Genomic DNA, 19,225 nt, shown 5'->3' on the forward strand with positions numbered 1-19,225 from the left:
TTTGACCAAAGAACAATTCCACTTTTCGGATCGATTTGGTTTACTCGGTGATTTAAACACAGAGAATCCAATTTACCAAATTAAAACAGAAAGAATCAAGTCTGGAAAACCAATCATAGATTTAGGAAATTCTAATCTTACAGAAATGGGATTAGAGTTTCCACCTTCTGTATTAACTCATATACTTTCTAATTTGAATTCTAGCATTTATGATCCAATAGCAGAAGGTTTAGAATCAACTCGGAATGAAATTAGTTCCATCTATCTAAATCGTGGATTCCAAGTAAGTGCTTCTAGTTTTCATTTAACAGCGAGTACATCGGAAGCATATTCATATCTGTTTAAATTGCTCACAAATCCAGGAGATGAAGTATTAACCCCTAACCCAGGGTATCCATTATTTAGTTTTCTGATTGGATTAGAAAATTTAAAGGAAGTACATTACCAATTAAAAGAAAATCAAATTGATGGTTCTTGGGTTTACGATGCTGAAACGATTGCGAATTCAATCAGTACCAAAACAAAACTCATTGTTTTGGTAAGTCCTTCGAATCCGACAGGATCCAAAACGACGGAAACCTTCTGGAAAAAATGGGAATCATTTGGCATTCAAATCCCAGTGATTGTTGACGAAGTGTTTGAATCCTATGATTTTTTTGGAGATTCACATCACCTTCCCTCAAATCCAAATTTTCCACTTTTTGTTTGCAATGGTTTTTCCAAAATGTTAGCTTTGCCTCAAACCAAATTGGCTTGGATCCTCAATCTTTCTCCTGAACCAATCAAAACAGAAATCCAGAAAAAACTCAGCTTCATTTCAGATACTTACCTTTCGGTAAATTCCTTGGTCCAACTGGCAACTAAAGAATTGTTACCATGGAAAACTATGGTTCAAAATCGCATTCGAACACGAATTATGCGAAACTATTCGATCTGTAAAGATTTAGTGAGCCATTTTTCCATCTGTAAAAAAGTTCACCCAATAGAAGCAGGTTGGTATTTTTTACTCGAGTTAAATCTCGATACAAAAGATGAGAAAATTGTTGGGGAAATTTTATTCAATACTGGCGTTTTATTCCATCCAGGTTCTTGGTATGGATTTTCGCATAACAGATGTATTCTTGTGATGTCTCTCGTTACGGAAGAAGAAATTTTAGAAAAAGGACTAAACTCTCTTCAGTCCTTTTTTAAATAATTGATAATTTCTGATTTTTTAGCTAAAGCATCTGCCTTACCTAACTCAAAGGTCTCTCGAACCCCTTTTGGATTGGTATAATCAAAAGAAGTGATGGGAAGTGGTTTGGATGGTGTAATGAGGAAAGTGCGAGCAAGTAAATCTGGATCCTTACCTACAATGGTATTTGACTCATAATGAATTCCAATGATTTTTGCCTTTGGCGCAAATGTTTCGATCATCATATTATTTGTGAGTCCACCATCGAGGTAATATTCATTGCCTACAGACTGAAAGTCTACAATCGGAGGAATGGATGAAGAATTTAGGATTAATTGTTCAATGGTTTCTGGATTTACAAAATCTTTCTCTGTGAAATCAACATCTTCCATATTCCATTTTTTAATGATTTCGGCGGTACGATTTGCTGGAATCCCTTCAGACCTATCTCTATCATCTAAAATAAAGGCTCTTCCAGTTTCTGAAATCAACCTTGCTAATCGAAATTTATTTTTGAGTGAATCCTCTTTCGGATGGGCTTTCACAGAATGGATCCAAATTTTTGCACCCGATTCTAAGACACGATCAAAACGCATTCCAAATCGAATTGTGCGTCTATACATATCTTCATGAGGGAACGTTGATTCTCCTCTCAGTAAATTGGAAAAATGAAAATTACGTGAATTCCGTTTTGTGATTTCTTCGAAGTATTCAACAGACTCTTCTTCAGTTTGTGAGAGGATACAAAGTGCCATAGCAGCACCAGCAGAGACTCCTGATAATTCAGTAAAACGAACTCCCCACTCACGTAAGGTTTTACCAACACCAAGCGCATAAAAAGCCTTACACCCACCACCAGCAATGGCAAGAGAAGCATCATACGTTGGAAAAATCTTGACTAATGTTTGTAAAACTTGTTCACGCACACCCATAAATTCAGCTATCTCTAATCCCCTTCCCAACGAAAGCATAGTGTATTGTTTTCTCCCAGAAACCTGTCAAAATACAAACTCGCACGACAATCTTCTTCCGTTGCCAGAAAGAAGTCATACCCTCCAGCGGGGTATTTGATTTTACAACAACCTTTTTTGTCTTTTCGATCAGGTGGTTGCCTTACCGATTTATCTTGGCCTTTTAAGTCTCCAAGTGTTGGAGGTAATTCCTGCCTTGGGTCTGACCACAAGGTCGTTATTGTAACAAAGATCAGGAAAAAGGGTAAAGATGTACGCATTCTACACAAATAGACTGACCCCCAAAGGTTCCAGTTCTATGAATTTATAAAAATAGTGAATTCTGTTCAACCGTATAATCTGTATTTCGAATCAATAGGAAATATTTTTCTTTACCCTTTTTGAACATAGTGGATACTCTGCACACTATTATCCATTGGGGAAATCAATGAACAACACAAGACTACAATACCACGCCACTGGCGGACAACTCTTCATCTTATTTTTGAAGAATATGTTTCTCACAGTAGTGACTTTGGGGATTTATAGCTTTTGGGCTCGTACCAACGTTCAAAAGTTTATGGCTGAAAATTTAGAATGGGCTGGAGAACGGTTTTCGTTTCACGGAACAGGAAAAGAACGTTTCATAGGCTTTTTAAAAGCAGCAGGAATTTTTATCGTATTATACATCGCAATCATGATCATCCTGTGGATTGCCAATAAAATCCCTGTCCCTTACTTTGCTACGATCATTGGTATCGTATTGTACATTGGAGTTATTTTAGCATTAGTTCCGATCATCATTGTTGGTAGCCGAAAATACATTACTTCACGCACTGGATATCGTAACCTTCGGTTTGGTTTTGATGGAAAGATCTTAGAAGTTGCAAAACTTTATGGAAAAGGAATTCTTTTAACGATTGTTACTTTAGGAATTTATTACCCTTGGTTTTTTGCAGAAAAAGAAGCTTATATCCAAAGCAAAACTCGTTTTGGAAATACCAATTTTGGTTTCTCAGCTGATGGTAAGGAAATTTTCTTTTTGTATTTGAAAGGATTTTTACTTAGCATTGTCACACTTGGTATCTATTATTCATGGTTTTTAGCTGATGTGCAAAACTATATCTGGAATCGAACTAGTTTCCAAGGTAAAAAGTTTAGATCTGATATCACAGGCGGGAAGATTTTTGTCAATTTTCTGATCGCATATTTGATCATTCTATTCACATTAGGTATTGGATTTGCTTGGGCTGTGGTTCGATTGACGAAACTCTTTATTGAATCAGTCAGTTTAGAAGCTGAAGTTGACTTCTCAACAATTTCTGCCCAACCAGATACACAGGCAAATGCTACCGCGGAAGGTTTGGAAGCACTTGCAGAAACTTTAGAAGCCTTCCTATCATAAACATTGTTTCAAAATCAAACATTTACATCACGATATTTCAATGGTGTCTCGGCGGTCCCTGAAGAAGGGACCGTTCTTGTCCATGGCCAAACCATTCAATTTACTTCATTTGATACTCATCATAAATTAACCATTTCCCAGTTTGCAGAATTCTCTCGGACGCATAAGGGCTGTAAGCTGATACTTCTCCCTGATGAGAGGAAAGAAAGCCCCATTTTAGAAATTTTTTGTACGAAAGAAGAAACTAAATTATTAGAAAAAATCTGGATCCAAAATAAAAAATCCCAAAGCCATGCAAGTGCCTTATTTTATTCCATTCGAGAAATGAATCCAATTGTACTTGGGATTCTATCTTTACTCATTGTGACAATTGTTGGCTTTTTTTACTTTAAAGGATTGGAGTTTGTTACGAATTTTATTCCTCTCTCAATGGACAAATCCTTAGGGGATTCGGTACAATTGAAAATGGAAGCACAGTTTCAAAAATGTGATACAAAGGCTACCGATCGTTTTTTCTCTGAGGCATTAAAAAAAATTGTTCCAAAAGATAGTAAACACAAATTCGAAGTTTCAGTCCTAAGTTCGACAATCCCTAATGCTTTCGCATTATCAAATGGTAAAATTTACTTTTTTTCTGGTTTGTTAAATGATGCTGATTCACAAGAGGAAGTGATAGGTGTTTTAGCTCATGAAATAGCACATGTGGAAAAACGCCATCATATGCGAAATTTGGTAAAAGCAGGTGGAACATCACTTGCGATCAGTTTGGTGGTAGGTCCTGGACTTGGAAATATGGAATTTTTAGAAACCTTTACTGAAATAGGTTCCACTATATTAGTTTTAAAATTTTCAAGAGATTTTGAAACAGAAGCTGATAAATCATCTATCGAATATTTAAAATCTCAAAACATTTCAGCAGATGGACTACTTCGTTTTTTCAAAAGAATGGAAAAGTTAGAGAATGGTGAATCTGAATCCGAAGACAAGGATGAGGTTTCCAATGCAAAAGATGAAAAATCAACAACAAATCAAATTACAGATTTTCTAAGCACACACCCTGCAACTATTGAAAGAATGAAAACTTTGGAATCCCTCATTCAAAAAGGCAAAAAAGGAACAATTAAAAAAGTAGTTTCGGATAGTACTTGGAAAGAAGTTCAAACTGCTTGTTTGGATTTTAAAAATTCTGACTCCAAGTGATCATAAATTTCTTTGAGTGTTTCGCCTATACTGTGTTTGTTGGTCCAACCCAATGTTTTTAATTTTGTGTTGTCACCATAAACTCTGGAAGTTTCAGATACTCTAACTCTACTTTCATCCACAGAGAATTGAATCGATTCGCCAGAGTACTTTACGAGTTCTTCGACCATGGATCGTACACTATGTTCCTCACCAGAACATATATTGTAGATTTCACCTGATTCCCCTCTTTCGATCAAAGTCAAATAACCATCAACGATATCCTTCACATGGGAAAAATCACGAGTAGGTTCTAAATCACCTACTGAAATCATTTTTTTACCTTGGTGTTTTGCTTCGATAATTTGAGTACAGAAGTTAGGTATCACAAATTCTTTTCGTTGCCCTACCCCGATATGATTGAATGGGCGAGCAATCACAACGGAAACATAAGGACTATATTCAGCATATTGACGACAGTAAGATTCTGCCGCTAATTTACTGCCTGCATAAGGGTTCACAGGTTTTGGTAGCAACGATTCTTTCAGAGGTAGTACATCTACGATTTGTTTCCCATAAACATCTGCTGAGGAAATGTACAACATCTTACATGGTTTTTGCAACCGATGGAGGGTTTCTAATAGATTTAAAGTTCCACCCACATTAATTTCTTCTGTCTCCCATGGATTGGCTATCGCATTCGGAACAAAAGCTTGGGCTGCTAAATGGATCAAAATATCGGGTTGGATTTTCTTCAGTTGGTCGGAAACACAATCCCGGTCTCGTATATCACCTTCAAAACAATGGATTTCATAATTGCCGTGGGAATTAAGTGCTGGAAGAAGATAACTTCCCACAAATCCACTGGCTCCGGTGACTAAAGTTTGTTTTTTTTTCATATATAAGGGAATTTTCTGATCTGACCCTAAGATTTAGTTGCCATTCTTCCAATTTTTCAAATCCTCTCAACAAAAGAAAGAAAACTGTGGAAGACAAAAAGAAATTCAATCCATCCCCCTTTGTCGAAATCAGAGACCCACAGATTAATGTACAAGAAATTGTAGAATCATTAGAATCCAAAATTCCATTGGATCCAAACCACCAGATCCATTGGTCGGAACTCACAAAAATCAGTTACAAACCAGAATCCCCTCTTGGTTTTCGAAAATTTGACCCGGCGGGAACCGCACATTTATTTGAAAAGGGAATCTCGAGTCCCAAGTTTTCCAATCCGAAGTTTTGGTACATTCGTGGTCCCGTCAAATTTATCATCAATCGAATCATTTCTGTCTATAGCCAAATTGATAAAAAACTTTCTGAAAATCGAATCCGCGCTTTTTTTTCCGTACTCCATGAATTGGTACGTTTAGGGAAAAGAATGGAACTCATTGAAAGAAGATTTGATGGTTTTTACCGCGATCATTTATTAAACTCAAATCAAACTACATCGCCTAATTTTAGTTGGGCAACCGAATCCTTTTTTGTAGATGCTGGCATCAATCCAAATTGGAATCTTACAGTAGATGATTTAAAAAGTTCAAAACAAGTTTTAATTTTGTTTCCGGAATGGGGTGAAATCCTTAAACAATTATCAATTCAAAAAATTCCATTCCAATCAATTACTTCAAATTCAGAACAATATCAATTGATCAAAAGCAAAATTTCGCATAACATACATTACCTCGAATCAATATTCCCTTTGTCACAACTTAAAATGCAAAATTTTGATGTTTTAGTTTATTTACCTTTAAATAGGTTTCCAACATATTTCATTGAAAGAATTTTTGCAGAAATTTCTTATTTATTAAACAAAGGAAACCATCTATATTTTTCTGTTTCCATTCAACCCGAACTTAATAATCGACCATTTAGAGACTTACAAATATCGGAAATCAATTTGGAAATGTTACCAAATTATTTAAACACATTAGGATTTAATTCCTTAAGAGATCTATCTGTAACAGAAGATACAAAAGTATTCCGATATACAAAATTCTAAAATGAATGTTTTCCAACATTTAGATGAACTGAAAGATTCGGATGGTGTCGGAAATGATGCCATCGGCTTATCTGAAGTATTTCAAAATTTAGGTTATAAAACACATTTTATCACTAGATTACCGAGAAAGGGAAAACCATTAATCAGTGAGTTTCACTTAGTCGATTCATTTAATCATCCAACTCACTCTGATGATATCCATATTCTCCACTATGGTGGTTCTGGATACCCCTACACATTATTTCAGAACATACCTGGCATCAAAATATTAAGATTTCATAATGTGACTCCTTCACGATTTTATGAACATACGACAACAGAAGATATTTTTCATGCAATGGAAAAGTTTGAATCATTATCTTATTTGGAACTAGCAAGTTTATCAATTATTTGCGACTCAGTGTGGTGTGATTCTCAGTTTAATTTTGAAACATTAAGCAGCTACAATTTTCGAAATCCATATATTTTACCAATTTGTAAAAGGTACCATACATTTCCAAATTCTGATATATATTCCAAGAACAAATTCTCTTTAGCTTTTGTTGGTAGATATTCACCTCAAAAAAAATGGGAAGATCTAATCAGTTTTACATCTGAATGGTTAAAAGAATTCCCAGAGGCAGAGTGTTATTGTATTGGATCCATCATAGGAGCATTTGATGGTTATTTCGATCGATTACAAGAGACAGTCAGAAAGTTCCAACTTGAAGATAAGGTACATTTTGTAATGGGAAAATCCGATTCAGAAGTTCTTTCCATTCTAAATCAAACTAGCGTTTTTGTATCCATGAGTGAACATGAAGGATTTTGTCTGCCTATCTTAGAAGCATTTGGATCCGGTATTCCTGTATTTGCTTATGCAGCTGGTGCTGTACCGGAAACAATGCGTAACGGGGGAAAACTTTTTTTTGAAAAAAACTTTCCATCACTTGTTCAGACCATGAAAGAAACCCTATGCCAAAAAGAAAAATATAATGAAATCATTCAAAATCAATTTTCTGCATTGAAGTATTACAATGAATATCCTTTTTCGTCTGTGATCTCGGGCATTTTAAAAAGTGGTATCAAATGAACATTCATCAATTTTCCGCAGGATTTCAGTTAGGTGATGCAATCTCCCAAGAGATGTTAGAAATCAAACGTCTTTTGGCAAAGGAAGGTTACCAAGGAAAAATCTATGCTGAAAATGTTTTGTCAAGTGACCGTAAGTATGCGGAAAAAATTGCAAAGGTAAAAATTCAGTCTAATGATGTAATCGTTTATCATCATTCCATACATTCAAAAGTATTAGATTTTTTGCTACAATGCCCAAATAAAAAAATTCTAATTTATCATAACGTAACGCCTGAAAATTTTTTTGAACCCTATGACCTGCGTTTCAGTTATTTACTGAGAAAAGGAAGAGAAGACCTGGAGGTCATTCGAGAAAATTTCCACCACTCTTTTGCTGTTTCCAATTTTAATTTGAGTGAACTCATTCATTTAGGTTTCAAACATGCAAAACTGTTTCCATTGCATCTAAATTTTCAAAAATGGGACCACAATCACATTGAATCAAAATTGAAAACATTTCAATTTCCATCCTTCTTATTTGTAGGAAGAATTGCGCCTAACAAATGCCAGGATGATTTAATTCGTTTTGCGAGAACCTGGAAATCGAATTTCGGGAATCAGTTTTCACTGCGTATGTTAGGATTTTGTAACCCTGACCAACAATCTTATTTAGATGAACTCAATTTTATGATTTCACAATTAGATTTACAGAATGAAGTAAAAATCATCTCTTATGTTGATGAAACTATGGTGAAACAAATTTACCAAGAAAGTAACTTGTTTTTATCTATGAGTGAACATGAAGGATTTTGTGTTCCATTAATGGAAGCAATGCATTTTCAAATGCCTGTAGTCGCTTATGCTGCCGGTGCTGTTCCAGAAACACTCGGAAATTCTGGAATTCTTTTTGAAACTAAAAACTTTGACAAAATAACGAGAGATATTAGTAAAATTTTTACCAATACAGAATATCGAAATAACCTCATTTATCATCAAAACGTAAGGCTTGATACATATTTAAAATCTACGAGCATTTTACCTTTGTTAGAAGTAATCAAAAGTTAAACATGGCAAAAATACTATTCATTACACCTCGATTTTTACAAAACGCATCAGGTGGTGCAGAAAAATTAGCCTTTGATTATGTAGATATATTATCAGAGTCACATGATGTAACTGTTTGTACAACCTCTGCAAAAAACTATGTTACTTGGGAAAATGAATTTGAAATAGGCGTAACAAACGAAAATCGATATAAAGTCATTCGTTTTGAAGTCAGAAAAAAACGAAATATTGATTACATGAATAAATTACTAAATCAATGTTTGGTCGATGGTGAAACGGTCTCAATGAAAGACCAAATGAATTTCATAAAAGAACAAGGTCCTTATTCTCCAGACTTAATTGACTATGTTTCAAAAAATCAATTTGAATATGATTTAATCATACTCATTGGGTATTTATATTATCCAGTAGTTATGAGTATTCCTTTACTCAAAATTCCCTTTGTGATTGTTCCAACATTCCATGCAGAACCTCCGTTCCGATTACCAATTTATAAACAAACATACTTAAATCACTATATCTATAGTTTTAATGCTCCTGAAGAATTAGCAGTATACGAATCTTATACGAACCAACGAACAAAGGATTACTTTTTAATTGGAACTTACGTCGAAGATCACTTTAATTCAAATCAACGTTCGTTATCTAAAATTAATACAATCCAATTATTGACGATTGGCCGAATTGAACCAGCGAAAGGTTATCCTGAACTATTCCAAGACTATCATGATTGGAAAAACCTAAGCCATCGAACGGATGTAAATCTCAAATGTTTAGGTTCAGTGTTTTCAATGGATATTTCAAAAGAAAAAGAGATTCTATTTTCAGGATATGTATCAGAAGAAGAAAAAATTTCTGAGATTCAAAAATCTTATCTTCTGATAAATCCATCTGCTTATGAAAGTTTTTCTATTTCTATTATGGAATCTTGGCTTCAGGAAAAACCTGTTTTGGTAAATGCTAACTCATCAGTAATGAAAGGTCATTGTATTCGAAGTCAAGGTGGATTGTATTATTCGGATAAAGTTTCATTCCAAAGGATGTTGGATTACCTTTTAGAAAATGAAAATCTGAAAGAACGATTAGGAAAAAATGGTAGAAAGTATGTACTCGCTAATTTTTCAAAGGAAGTGATTCAAACAAAACTCAACCAAATGGTCAATAAACTACTCGGTTGATTTGCCCTTCAAACTCTGCTAACAAATACTCATGTACGTAACCATTACTTGCTAGTAAACTTGGGATCATGATTGAAAAATCATTACCATCCATAGAAGTTAATTTTCCTTTTGCTTCCATTACAATGAGTCCTGCTGCAGCCATATCCCAAGGTTTTAAACCAAGTTCGTAATAACCTTCAAATTTTCCCTCAGCTAACCAACATAAGTCTAATGTTGCGGCACCTGTTCGTCTGATTCCTCTCGATTTTTGTAGAATCGATTTGTAATATTGCATGAGTGTATCCAATGATAAATTTCTATCATAAGGAAATCCTGTTACAAAAAGAGAGTCTTTCATCGACTTTGTTTGGGATACTTGAATTTGTTTTTTTTCACGAAAGGCACCTTCGCCTTTGATTGCATGGTAATACGTATTTAGTTCAGGAAAAAAAACCATACCTATCACTGGTGCCATAGTTTCTGTTTCGACAACTCCAACGGAAACACCGTAGAGAGGTAAACCATGTGTATAATTTGTTGTACCATCCAACGGATCGATTACCCATGTATACCCTGAACTACCGTCGATAGCACCACGTTCTTCAGCTAAAATTCCATCCAATGGGAAATTTTTTTGGATCTCCTCAAGGATCATCGATTCTGCTTTAAGGTCAGCTTCTGTTACTAGGTTGTATAAACTTTTTTCATCTACTTTTAAATTTGATTCCTTGTGTTTTTCAACGAGGAAGTCCGCAACATTCGGTAAAAAATTTAGAAAATGATAGGATCTATCAAGTAATTCAGAATGCATTAATACCCACCAAATTCGATGTTTTTCTTCATAGCGGTAATCTCAACATCTAAATTTAGGGTTTCATCTGCTTTCAATTTGTTCCGAACTTGTTCCGTGGTTTTGATCACTTCACTTAACAAGGAATTGAGTTCTGTTTTTCTTTTTTCCGCATCAGGTGTATTTGTATTTTGATTCACTCTGATGTATTGACTCAGAATTTTGGAAACAGTTTCTGGAAAATAGTTTAAGAATTGTTTTGCTTTCCGATACGAAAGTGGATCCTCTGCCAGTTTCACTCTTAAATCTGAAAGTGAATGCAAATACTCATTACTCAAACTTTGTAGGTTTGTATCCGTAAGTAATTTTGCATCTTTTTCAGTTGATATTCGAAAGGAATCTAACTTTTCCATTTGCGTTTTATATTCTGAAAATTCCACTTTATCTTCAAATTTTTTCTTTAACTCATTCCAATTTTCCTTTGTTTGGTGGGAAGAAAATAGTAACGGAAAAAAGCTAAATGGATAATGGTGTGGTTTTCCTATTGTTGTTCGATAGATGGCAATTCCTAAAAAAACAACATGTAAAAAAGCCATAAATACGTAGGAGAACACTAGTAATACTCGGTCATCACCGAACTTGGTTCCAAAGCCAAAATATCCAAGAGATAGAAGTGCTTGGAGATACATTGATTCTAATGATTGTTTTGCGGAATAAGATGATTTACCACGAGATAACCACATCACAAATGGATAAACCATTGCTCCAAGTGAGGAAAAATAAAAGGGGAATGGCAATAATGCCATCGGATACGTGAGTAAAGTAGAGATATGGGCCCTTCTGGCCCACTTTTTTTCTTCTTGGTCTTGTTCCAATTGTATGTCTGTCATTCTATTTAGATTCCAAAAGTTTTTGTTTGATATCGGATTCGATTTTGATCATCTCTTGTTCCGCCAACTTTCGTTTTTGACGACCATCTTCCTGGATTTTTAGGGTTTCGGTAATCGTTTCGATCAATTGTTGGTTCACATTTTTGAGTGTTTCAATTTCAATGATTCCTTTTTCTGATTCTTTTGCAATCTCAACTGTACCTGACTTTAACATCTCCGCATTTTTTTGAATCAAATCATTTGTGGTTTTTGACACTTGTTTTTGTGCTTCCAAGGCTTTTCTTTGTCGCATCAAACCAAGAGCGATCACAATTTGATTTTTCCATAGTGGGATTGTATTTAAAATTGAGCTTTGGATTTTTTCAACCAACACTTGGTTTCCACTTTGGATCAATCGGATTTGTGGGCCTGTTTGTAGTGAAAGGATTCTAGTGAGTTTTAGATCGTGAATTTTTTTCTCAAAACGATCCACCATTTGAACCATATCTTGGTACTGTTGGGATGCTAAGGTATCACCTTGAGCCTTTGCCTTTTCCAACATTTCAGGAAGAATTTTGTCGCGTAACTCTTGTATCTTTTTGTCACCTGCGGCAATGTAGATTTGAATTTCTTTGAAATATTCTAAGTTCTTCTCGTATAACGCCTGCAATAGAGTTATGTCTTTTGTGAGATTGGTTCTTGCTGAATGCAGTTCATCGACAATTTTACCAATTTGAGATTCTAGATCTTCAAACTTTGCTAAAAATTTTCGAGAAACATCAAATAATCCACCTATCAATGGAATTTTAGAAAGAGCACTTCCCTCTCCCGCATAACTATCCATGTCCAAATCTTTGATTTTAAATAATAATTGATTTAATAAATCTCCCGCATAACCAGCATCCTTGGTTTTAATTTCAGCTAAAACTTTGTCAGCAAAATCAGATACCTTGGCTTGGGCAGAGGATCCATAAGAAACTATGTCATTTGGATTATTGAGTTTAATTTGTCCGGTTAATTCCTCAACTTTTTGAATGTCTTCTTTTGTCAGTTGTAGTTCCGGGTCATTTGTTTTGAGTTCCAGCGAGTCCATTTGTTTTGATCCTTTATCGTTTCTCCCAATGATAAAATCGTTTTTTACAATGGAATCAAGCAGAAAAATACAGCGTGCAAAAACATGAACTAGGAAATTTATTTCTTCAAAAATAGCGATCCAAAACTACGGTTTGGTGACAATTTAATTGCATGGATTGTTATACTCTGATACATTCCACAAGAAAAATATGCTAAATACTAATTTGAAACTACCAACCTTACTCCCACACATTCTTACTGTTGATGTTTGTAAAATTGATAACTCTCTATTAGACCAAACAGAAGTCCGAAATTTACTCAACAAACTTAGGTGCCGAAACCATCTACACTATTTGATCATCAAATTTTTAGTATGTACGGGTTTATCATTACCTGAACTCATTCATCTGAAGATTGCTGATTTTAATTCAGAAATGAATCGTTTCCATTTAAAGAACGGTGGTCGTCTCCGTAGGCGCAATATCTTTCTTGAACCCAATTTTGCGATCGAACTCTATCGGTATTCGTGTGAGTTTTTACCAAGTGATTATCTATTCCCGGGAAGGGATGGAGTTTTGCGAACACGCACGATACAAAAAATTCTCAAAAATGCAAGCCGCCTCATCTCCAGAGAAATCCATATTCCCTTTTTGAGAGATGTGATTGCTCTTGATTTGTACCAAAAGGGTTTCCCCGTTTGGGAAATCCAAGAATTTTTAGGCCATAGGACGTCTCGTTCCACTCGTCAGAGGATTATGTTGCATATCCCAGAGGCTGAACACAACGACCCTCGACTTTTTACGAGAAACAGAAACCAAGCAGCGTAAAAATTTCTTGAACCTTTGGTGTTTTCAAAGATTCTAGTCTCCAAGTAGGCTCGCTTTGGAAATAAAAACCAAAAAAATCGGAAAGCACACACTCGTTCACCTCAATGGTCGTTTAGACATTACTCATTCTGATGAGGTTGAGGCAAAATTAGCTGATGACGTGCAAAACGGGGACGGTGACATCATCATCAACCTGGAGCTTATATCCTATATCTCCTCTTCTGGGATTCGTATCTTTGTTGGTATGGTTCGAGAACTCGATAAACAAGGAAGAAAACTCAAACTCTGTTGCATCACTCCGCCTGTAAAAAAGGTTTTTGATGTAGTGGAGCTACTCGATTTGTTTGAAGTTTTCGAAACGGAACAAGAAGCCGTTAACTCTCTCTCAAAGTAGAACGAACGTGGCTTACGCCTCGTTTCTATTCATCTCCCTCCTCTATTGTTTCCAAGTTGGTATCAACTTAGGTGTATTACCTGTTGTATGGCCAGATGAAGTTTTATTTTATTCTCCTGCCATCTCATTTGCGAATTCAGGACATTTAAAAACAGAGGTCCTTACTGGACTCATACCAGGAATGGAATCCAAAACATTATGGATGCCACCTGGTTATTTATTATTTTCAGGTTTTACATTATCTATTTTTCCTGATACGTTAACCACTCTTCGCATAGCGAATGTTTGTATAGTTTACTTAACTGCATTAGGATTTTACCATTTATTAAAAAGACTTTCGATTTCAGAGATGGCAGCTCAAATTGCCTTCGCAAGTGTACTTTGGGAACTTCTAGTGTTTCGTTTTGGAACCGTCGCTCGGATGGAAGCACTCACTGCATGTTTTTTTATCCTGAGTTTACTCTTTGCAACAAACAAAAGTAAATCCAATTGGAACCCTTTTTTCGCAGGTGTGATGTTATCCTTTTCGGCATTATCCCATCCCATTGGTGCTTCTTTTGGACTCATCACTCTTTACTTAATTTATCAAAATTTTGGTTTCAAAAAAATAGGTTGGTTTTTGTTAGGTGGAGTTTTGCCAGTATTCGGTTGGATTTATTATATCCATCCAAATTGGGAATGGTTTCAAATTCAGTTTGGTGCTCAACTTACGAGAAAACAAAACCTTCTCAAAACTTTTACATTCATAGACAAACTGAAGATTTTTTCTTTTGGATTTGGATTTCCTAAAATCCGATTGCTGATCATTTCTTTACAATTAATATGTTTAAGTTTTTTTACTTTCAAACATTTCCAAGACAAAACAAAACAAATGAATTTATGGTATTTATTTTGGGTTTGGAATTTGTCTGTTTTTGTAGCCTTGTATACTTCTTCCGAAGGTTGGTATGTATACCATAGTCTTTTCCCTTTAGCTTTCGGAATGGCACTATTACTCCAAGAAAAATCGATATTTAACAAACTTCCATATGTCGGAATTGTTGTATCCTTACTTGCTATGGTTTTAATGGTTTCGATCCATTGGTCAAAATCTGATACGAACGAAATCCAAACTTTGCATTTCCAAAGGATTGAAAAAAGTTTAGCAAATTCAAAAGCACTTTACCTTCAGAGTTTGCCAGACCCATATTTTTATCTCAAATCCAAACGTCCTGATTTGGATATTTTAGAATTTATCCCAGGTGAACTGGAACTTCCATCAGCTACTTATATCAAAACGATTCACTCTCGTGATAGTTTTATTTTTTATGATGAAAATCTTGTTAATGAAACCATAAAAGATTATTTAAAACAAGGGAACTGGATTCGGAAAGAATGGGATATACCAGTTCCATCAAATCATTGGTTACATTACAAAACGATCGTCTATACGAGAAAATAAATCTTAGGAATTTAAATCGGCTAAAATTTTTAATCCTTTGAGAGTCATCATTGGATCAATTTCATCAAATACTTGGTTATGCGAAGCATGGATTGTTGTCACGAGGCCACCGGTTCCCACTACTACATAATCACCAGGATGTTCTTCCTTGATGGCTCTTACGATTTCTTTCAGAAGGCCAATCCACCCAAAGAAAAAACCTGCTTGGATTGATTCTACAGTTGATTCACCCAATACACGAGAAGGAGAACCAAATACAATAGGAGGAAGTTGTGCTGTGTTTCTTGTTAAAGCATCCATGGATATTTTTAATCCAGGCGCAATCACACCACCTATATATTCTGGTTTTTCGCTAATCACACAAAATGTAGTCGCCGTACCCAAATCAACCAAGATGGCTTTTTTTCCAGGATAGGTTTTGGCACAATAAGCAGCATTGACAAGTCGATCCGCACCAATTTCAAATGGTCTAGGGTAACTGATACCAAAGTTTAAATTCATTTGGTAATGAACACGGAGTGGATTTACATCAAACCAATCCTCTAACATCCTTTCTACGATCGGATTGAGAGAAGGCACAACACTAGAATAAATTGCTTTTTTGACTCGGTCTGCTTTTACGTTCTCTTGGGTTAAAAATCCCTTCAGAAATAGACCTAATTCATCCGAAGTTCGATCCCTTCGCGTAACAGTTCTTTTGTGAAAATCTGGTGTCTCTTGACCTTCACGAAAAACTCCAAACACTGTGTTAGTATTTCCAACATCGATAACTAATAATAATGGTGATTCTGACATTTATATCATCCGAAATTTTGGTGAAGTGTCCATAAGCTCAATCTTTTGGCCAGTTTCAGTCATAATCAGAAGGAATCCTAATTCATCAATTCCCAAAACACGTCCTCTTACGATTCTTTCATCCCATTCCGTCTCAATGACCTTGTTCTTTAATAGAGAATGATCTTCGATCCATACTAAATCTTTTAAAACTTGGCTTTGGTCAAGGAGTGTGATCACAGCTTGGTTAATCCCTATGACTAAATGATTTACAAATCTTTCTAAATCACCTTCTCCCAACTGAGAATCACACAAAAAGGTAGCTTTCTCTTTTAAATCTTCAGGTACAGATTGTCCAAAAAAGTTGAGTCCAATTCCGATCACAACATCATAAACACCATTGATAAACTCAGATTGTACTAAAATTCCAGCTACTTTCTTTTCTTTTTTATAAATATCATTTGGCCATTTGATTGTTGTATCTTCTTCTCGTTCCGGAAAAAAATGGAAAATGGTTTTGAGTAATGCAGAAGATATAAAAATCGAAAGTAAAGGCAAAGAAATTTCCGCTGCTGAAATTCTGATTTTCCCAGAGAATATCAATGGTTCTTCGCCTAACGACTGCCATAAATTTTGGCCCCTTCCTTTTCCTGCAGTCTGTTCTTCTGCAATCACCCAAGATCCAAAAGATACTTCCGGATTTCGGATCCATTCGTTTGTGGAATTTACAGACTGTAATCTATGACCTAGTTCAGGTTTTAAAAGTCGATATTGCATTTGAGTCTATTTCCTATATGATTCCGATTGACGAAACCAAAAAATGGATTAGAGTCATGGTATGAAATTATCTGGAAATACGATTTTGATTACAGGCTGTGGAATGGGAATTGGTGCTCTAACAGCAGAACGATTGGCAAAAGAGGGAAACGATATCATTGGAGTTGATATCAACCAATCCCTTTTGAAAGAAATCCAACAGAAAGTGGAAACGTCTGGTAGAAAATTTTATGGTTATGTTTGTGATCTTTCCAAAGAAGATGATATCGGAAATCTTTTCAAAAAAATCAGAAAGAATAAACTCAGTTTCCAAGTTTTGATTAACAATGCAGGGATTGCTCCGAGTGGTCCTTTTGAAGGAAAGGATTTTTCTGTTTGGCAAAAAGCCTTACAAATCAATGTTCATGGACCAATGAAATTGGTTTATGAATCTTTGCCAATTCTCAGAGAACAAAAAGAAGCATGTATCATCAATTTAGCAAGTATTGCGGGTAAGTTTGGAACAGAAGGAACTGTCACTTATTCCGCAACCAAACACGCAATGGTAGGTTTTTCTCAAGCCTTAAAAATGGAATTATATGAAACTCAAATTGGTGTTAGTTGGATTTGTCCATCAATGGCAAAAACCAGAATGATAGATGGTGTCAAACCTTCCTTTTTTACTCCTGTGATTGAACCTGACCAAGTAGCAAAAGCAATCTGCAAGGCGATTGTGAAAAATCCTGGTGAAGTCCTTGTCCCATCGTATCTCAGGTCTACTATTGTGATTATGCCCGCTCTTTTTCCGAAGTTTTCACTCTGGCTTGCAGTAAAAACAAAAGCGTCAAAAGGTTGGTTACTTGCCAACAAGGGGCTTGAGAAAAATATTCCTGTTTAGAGGATAGGTTTTATGCACATTTCTGAGATCCTCGGCAAAAAACAAACTACTATCAGCTTCGAATTTTTCCCTCCCAAAAATGAGGAAGCATCAGAGGATTTGTTCCGAAATATCCAAGAACTCTCTCAAATGAACCCTGCTTATGTGAGTGTCACGTATGGTGCAGGTGGTTCGACTCGTGACCTAACACACGATTTAGTCGTCAAATTACAAGAGCAGACTGGTTTAACAATTGTTAGCCATCTTACATGTGTTGGTTCTACCAAAGAAGAAATTGGTGAGATCCTAAAACGATATGAAAAAAGTGGAATCCACAACATCATGGCTCTTCGTGGTGATCCGCCAAAGGGCCAAAATGAATTTCAAAAAACAGAAAATGGATTTGAATACGCTGGAGAATTAGTCGGTTTCATCAAAGGGAATTACCCAAATATGGGGATTGGAGTTGCTGGATTTCCAGAAGGTCATCCTTCCACTCCCAATCGTTTAAAAGAAATTGAATACTTAAAATGGAAAGTTGACCAAGGTGTCGACTATATCTGCACCCAATTGTTTTTTAATAATGATTATTTTTATGATTTTGTAGAACGATGTGAGATTGCTGGAATCAAAGTTCCAATCATCGCGGGTATCATGCCAATTACTTCCAGGAAAGGAATGGCACGTATGGCAGAATTATCCCTTGGTACTAATTTTCCTGCAAAACTATTGAAGTCATTGTCACGTGCTGAAGATGATGCCTATGCAGAAAATGTTGGGATCCATTGGGCAACGGAACAAGTCCGCGATTTATTAGATCACAAAATTGCAGGAATTCATATGTATACTCTCAACAAATCAAAGGCCACACGCAAGATTTACGAATCACTCGGGATCCGAAATTTTGATCGTATCGTTTGATCCTTCTTTTGGTTTAAAACCAATATAATGATTTTGGTGCCAGTATCCTTCTAGCACCAAACTACCTTTTGCATTTGTGATTTTACATTTTCCATTCAATTCATTTTGCGACCAAGTACCTTCCAAAATGAATCCATCTGCAAAAATATATTTACCGAACCCATCTCTTTTGCCTTTGAGATAATTTCCTTTGAATTGATCTCCATTGTTATAACGATAAGATCCTAATCCTTCTTTATAACCAAATTTGTATTCACCTTCAAAGACATCTCCATTAGCATATCGATAAATTCCAAACCCATGTTTGGTATCCTCAATGAATTCACCTTCAAAAAAGTCGCCATTTTCAAAGGAAACTGAGTGTTTCCCATTACGGCAATTTTCGCCTTCACATATTTTTTGGTTCGACTTACAAAAGACAAAAATGTAAAAAAATAAAAATATAAAGAATTTAGAACGCATGGATGGCTTACTTAACAATATTTCGTCGACTAAGTGTATTCATGCTTATCTAAAA

The 19,225-nt window shown here is 35.5% G+C and carries 21 protein-coding genes; 12 read left to right on the plus strand and 9 right to left on the minus strand.

The genetic code is table 11. From position 1 onward, the window contains the following. Position 1: 1 nt before the first annotated feature. A complete protein-coding gene (locus ND812_RS01925; protein WP_265374031.1) occupies positions 2-1,195 on the plus strand; it encodes a pyridoxal phosphate-dependent aminotransferase in 1,194 nt (397 codons plus the stop codon). Here the strand turns inward: ND812_RS01925 and ND812_RS01930 are convergent. Then, positions 1,177-2,145 (minus strand): patatin-like phospholipase family protein, encoded by a 969-nt coding sequence (locus tag ND812_RS01930; RefSeq protein ID WP_265374032.1) that lies wholly within the window; start codon positions 2,143-2,145, stop codon positions 1,177-1,179. The genes ND812_RS01925 and ND812_RS01930 overlap by 19 nt on opposite strands. Beyond that, entirely contained in the window at positions 2,121-2,405 is a 285-nt protein-coding gene (locus tag ND812_RS01935; protein WP_265356700.1) for an LIC_11321 family protein, read from the minus strand. Before ND812_RS01935 ends, ND812_RS01930 begins: the two co-directional genes overlap by 25 nt. Before the next feature lie 167 nt (positions 2,406-2,572). On the opposite strand from ND812_RS01935, the gene ND812_RS01940 reads away from it, so the two are divergent. After that, a complete protein-coding gene (locus tag ND812_RS01940) occupies positions 2,573-3,529 on the plus strand; it encodes a YjgN family protein (protein ID WP_265374033.1) in 957 nt (318 codons plus the stop codon). Between the two features lie 3 nt (positions 3,530-3,532). Continuing rightward, entirely contained in the window at positions 3,533-4,729 is a 1,197-nt protein-coding gene (locus ND812_RS01945; protein ID WP_265374034.1) for a M48 family metallopeptidase, read from the plus strand. On the opposite strand, the gene ND812_RS01950 is transcribed toward ND812_RS01945, so the two are convergent. Continuing rightward, the gene (locus tag ND812_RS01950) at positions 4,687-5,607 is read right to left on the minus strand and encodes a GDP-mannose 4,6-dehydratase (RefSeq protein ID WP_265374035.1); all 921 of its coding nucleotides are present in this window, start codon (positions 5,605-5,607) and stop codon (positions 4,687-4,689) included. The genes ND812_RS01945 and ND812_RS01950 overlap by 43 nt on opposite strands. Positions 5,608-5,693: 86 nt before the next feature. Between ND812_RS01950 and ND812_RS01955 the strand changes: the two genes are divergently transcribed. The 4 genes from ND812_RS01955 to ND812_RS01970 are packed head-to-tail and all read left to right on the plus strand — an operon-like array spanning position 5,694 to position 10,003. Further along, a complete protein-coding gene (locus ND812_RS01955; protein WP_265374036.1) occupies positions 5,694-6,707 on the plus strand; it encodes an LIC_10202 family protein in 1,014 nt (337 codons plus the stop codon). A 1-nt stretch (position 6,708) separates the two neighbouring features. Next, a complete protein-coding gene (locus ND812_RS01960) occupies positions 6,709-7,779 on the plus strand; it encodes a glycosyltransferase family 4 protein (RefSeq protein WP_265374037.1) in 1,071 nt (356 codons plus the stop codon). Beyond that, positions 7,776-8,825, plus strand: a complete 1,050-nt coding sequence (locus tag ND812_RS01965) for a glycosyltransferase family 4 protein (protein WP_265374038.1) — start codon at positions 7,776-7,778, stop codon at positions 8,823-8,825. The genes ND812_RS01960 and ND812_RS01965 overlap by 4 nt, the downstream gene beginning before the upstream one ends. A gap of 2 nt (positions 8,826-8,827) precedes the next feature. Next, complete coding sequence (locus tag ND812_RS01970) at positions 8,828-10,003, plus strand: glycosyltransferase family 4 protein (protein ID WP_265374039.1); 1,176 nt, start codon at positions 8,828-8,830, stop codon at positions 10,001-10,003. Here ND812_RS01970 and ND812_RS01975 read toward each other — a convergent pair. Genes ND812_RS01975 through ND812_RS01985 form a run of 3 tightly spaced genes read right to left on the minus strand, consistent with a single transcriptional unit; the run spans position 9,984 to position 12,737 of the window. Beyond that, entirely contained in the window at positions 9,984-10,796 is an 813-nt protein-coding gene (locus ND812_RS01975; protein ID WP_265374040.1) for an inositol monophosphatase family protein, read from the minus strand. The genes ND812_RS01970 and ND812_RS01975 overlap by 20 nt on opposite strands. Next, on the minus strand, positions 10,796-11,665 hold the full coding sequence (locus ND812_RS01980) for a magnetosome magnetite crystal formation protein family (protein ID WP_265374041.1): 870 nt from the start codon (positions 11,663-11,665) through the stop codon (positions 10,796-10,798). The genes ND812_RS01975 and ND812_RS01980 overlap by 1 nt, the downstream gene beginning before the upstream one ends. A gap of 1 nt (position 11,666) precedes the next feature. Then, positions 11,667-12,737, minus strand: a complete 1,071-nt coding sequence (locus ND812_RS01985; protein WP_265374042.1) for a toxic anion resistance protein — start codon at positions 12,735-12,737, stop codon at positions 11,667-11,669. Between the two features lie 190 nt (positions 12,738-12,927). On the opposite strand from ND812_RS01985, the gene ND812_RS01990 reads away from it, so the two are divergent. The 3 genes from ND812_RS01990 to ND812_RS02000 are packed head-to-tail and all read left to right on the plus strand — an operon-like array spanning position 12,928 to position 15,380. Next, positions 12,928-13,545, plus strand: coding sequence for a tyrosine-type recombinase/integrase (locus ND812_RS01990; RefSeq protein WP_265374043.1), 618 nt, complete (start codon positions 12,928-12,930; stop codon positions 13,543-13,545). 55 nt (positions 13,546-13,600) lie between these two features. After that, the gene (locus ND812_RS01995; protein WP_012390191.1) at positions 13,601-13,939 is read left to right on the plus strand and encodes an STAS domain-containing protein; all 339 of its coding nucleotides are present in this window, start codon (positions 13,601-13,603) and stop codon (positions 13,937-13,939) included. Between the two features lie 7 nt (positions 13,940-13,946). Further along, positions 13,947-15,380 (plus strand): ArnT family glycosyltransferase, encoded by a 1,434-nt coding sequence (locus ND812_RS02000; protein WP_265374044.1) that lies wholly within the window; start codon positions 13,947-13,949, stop codon positions 15,378-15,380. A 3-nt stretch (positions 15,381-15,383) separates the two neighbouring features. Here the strand turns inward: ND812_RS02000 and ND812_RS02005 are convergent, their stop codons facing one another. Beyond that, on the minus strand, positions 15,384-16,175 hold the full coding sequence (locus ND812_RS02005; RefSeq protein WP_100725757.1) for a type III pantothenate kinase: 792 nt from the start codon (positions 16,173-16,175) through the stop codon (positions 15,384-15,386). Further along, positions 16,176-16,931, minus strand: a complete 756-nt coding sequence (locus ND812_RS02010) for a biotin--[acetyl-CoA-carboxylase] ligase (RefSeq protein ID WP_265374045.1) — start codon at positions 16,929-16,931, stop codon at positions 16,176-16,178. 61 nt (positions 16,932-16,992) lie between these two features. Here ND812_RS02010 and ND812_RS02015 point away from each other — a divergent pair, with 61 nt between their 5' ends. Both ND812_RS02015 and metF read left to right on the plus strand, forming a co-directional pair. Continuing rightward, positions 16,993-17,808 carry an SDR family NAD(P)-dependent oxidoreductase gene (locus ND812_RS02015; protein WP_265374046.1) on the plus strand — a complete coding sequence of 272 codons (816 nt, stop codon included), beginning with the start codon at positions 16,993-16,995 and terminating at the stop codon, positions 17,806-17,808. Positions 17,809-17,820: 12 nt separating this feature from the next. Then, positions 17,821-18,708 (plus strand): methylenetetrahydrofolate reductase [NAD(P)H], encoded by an 888-nt coding sequence (gene metF, locus ND812_RS02020; RefSeq protein WP_265374047.1) that lies wholly within the window; start codon positions 17,821-17,823, stop codon positions 18,706-18,708. On the opposite strand, the gene ND812_RS02025 is transcribed toward metF, so the two are convergent. After that, entirely contained in the window at positions 18,673-19,170 is a 498-nt protein-coding gene (locus ND812_RS02025; RefSeq protein WP_265374048.1) for an MORN repeat-containing protein, read from the minus strand. The genes metF and ND812_RS02025 overlap by 36 nt on opposite strands. Between the last annotated feature and the right edge of the window lie 55 nt (positions 19,171-19,225).

Origin of the sequence: Leptospira limi (assembly GCF_026151395.1) — a bacterium.
GTDB classification, from domain to species: domain Bacteria; phylum Spirochaetota; class Leptospiria; order Leptospirales; family Leptospiraceae; genus Leptospira_A; species Leptospira_A limi.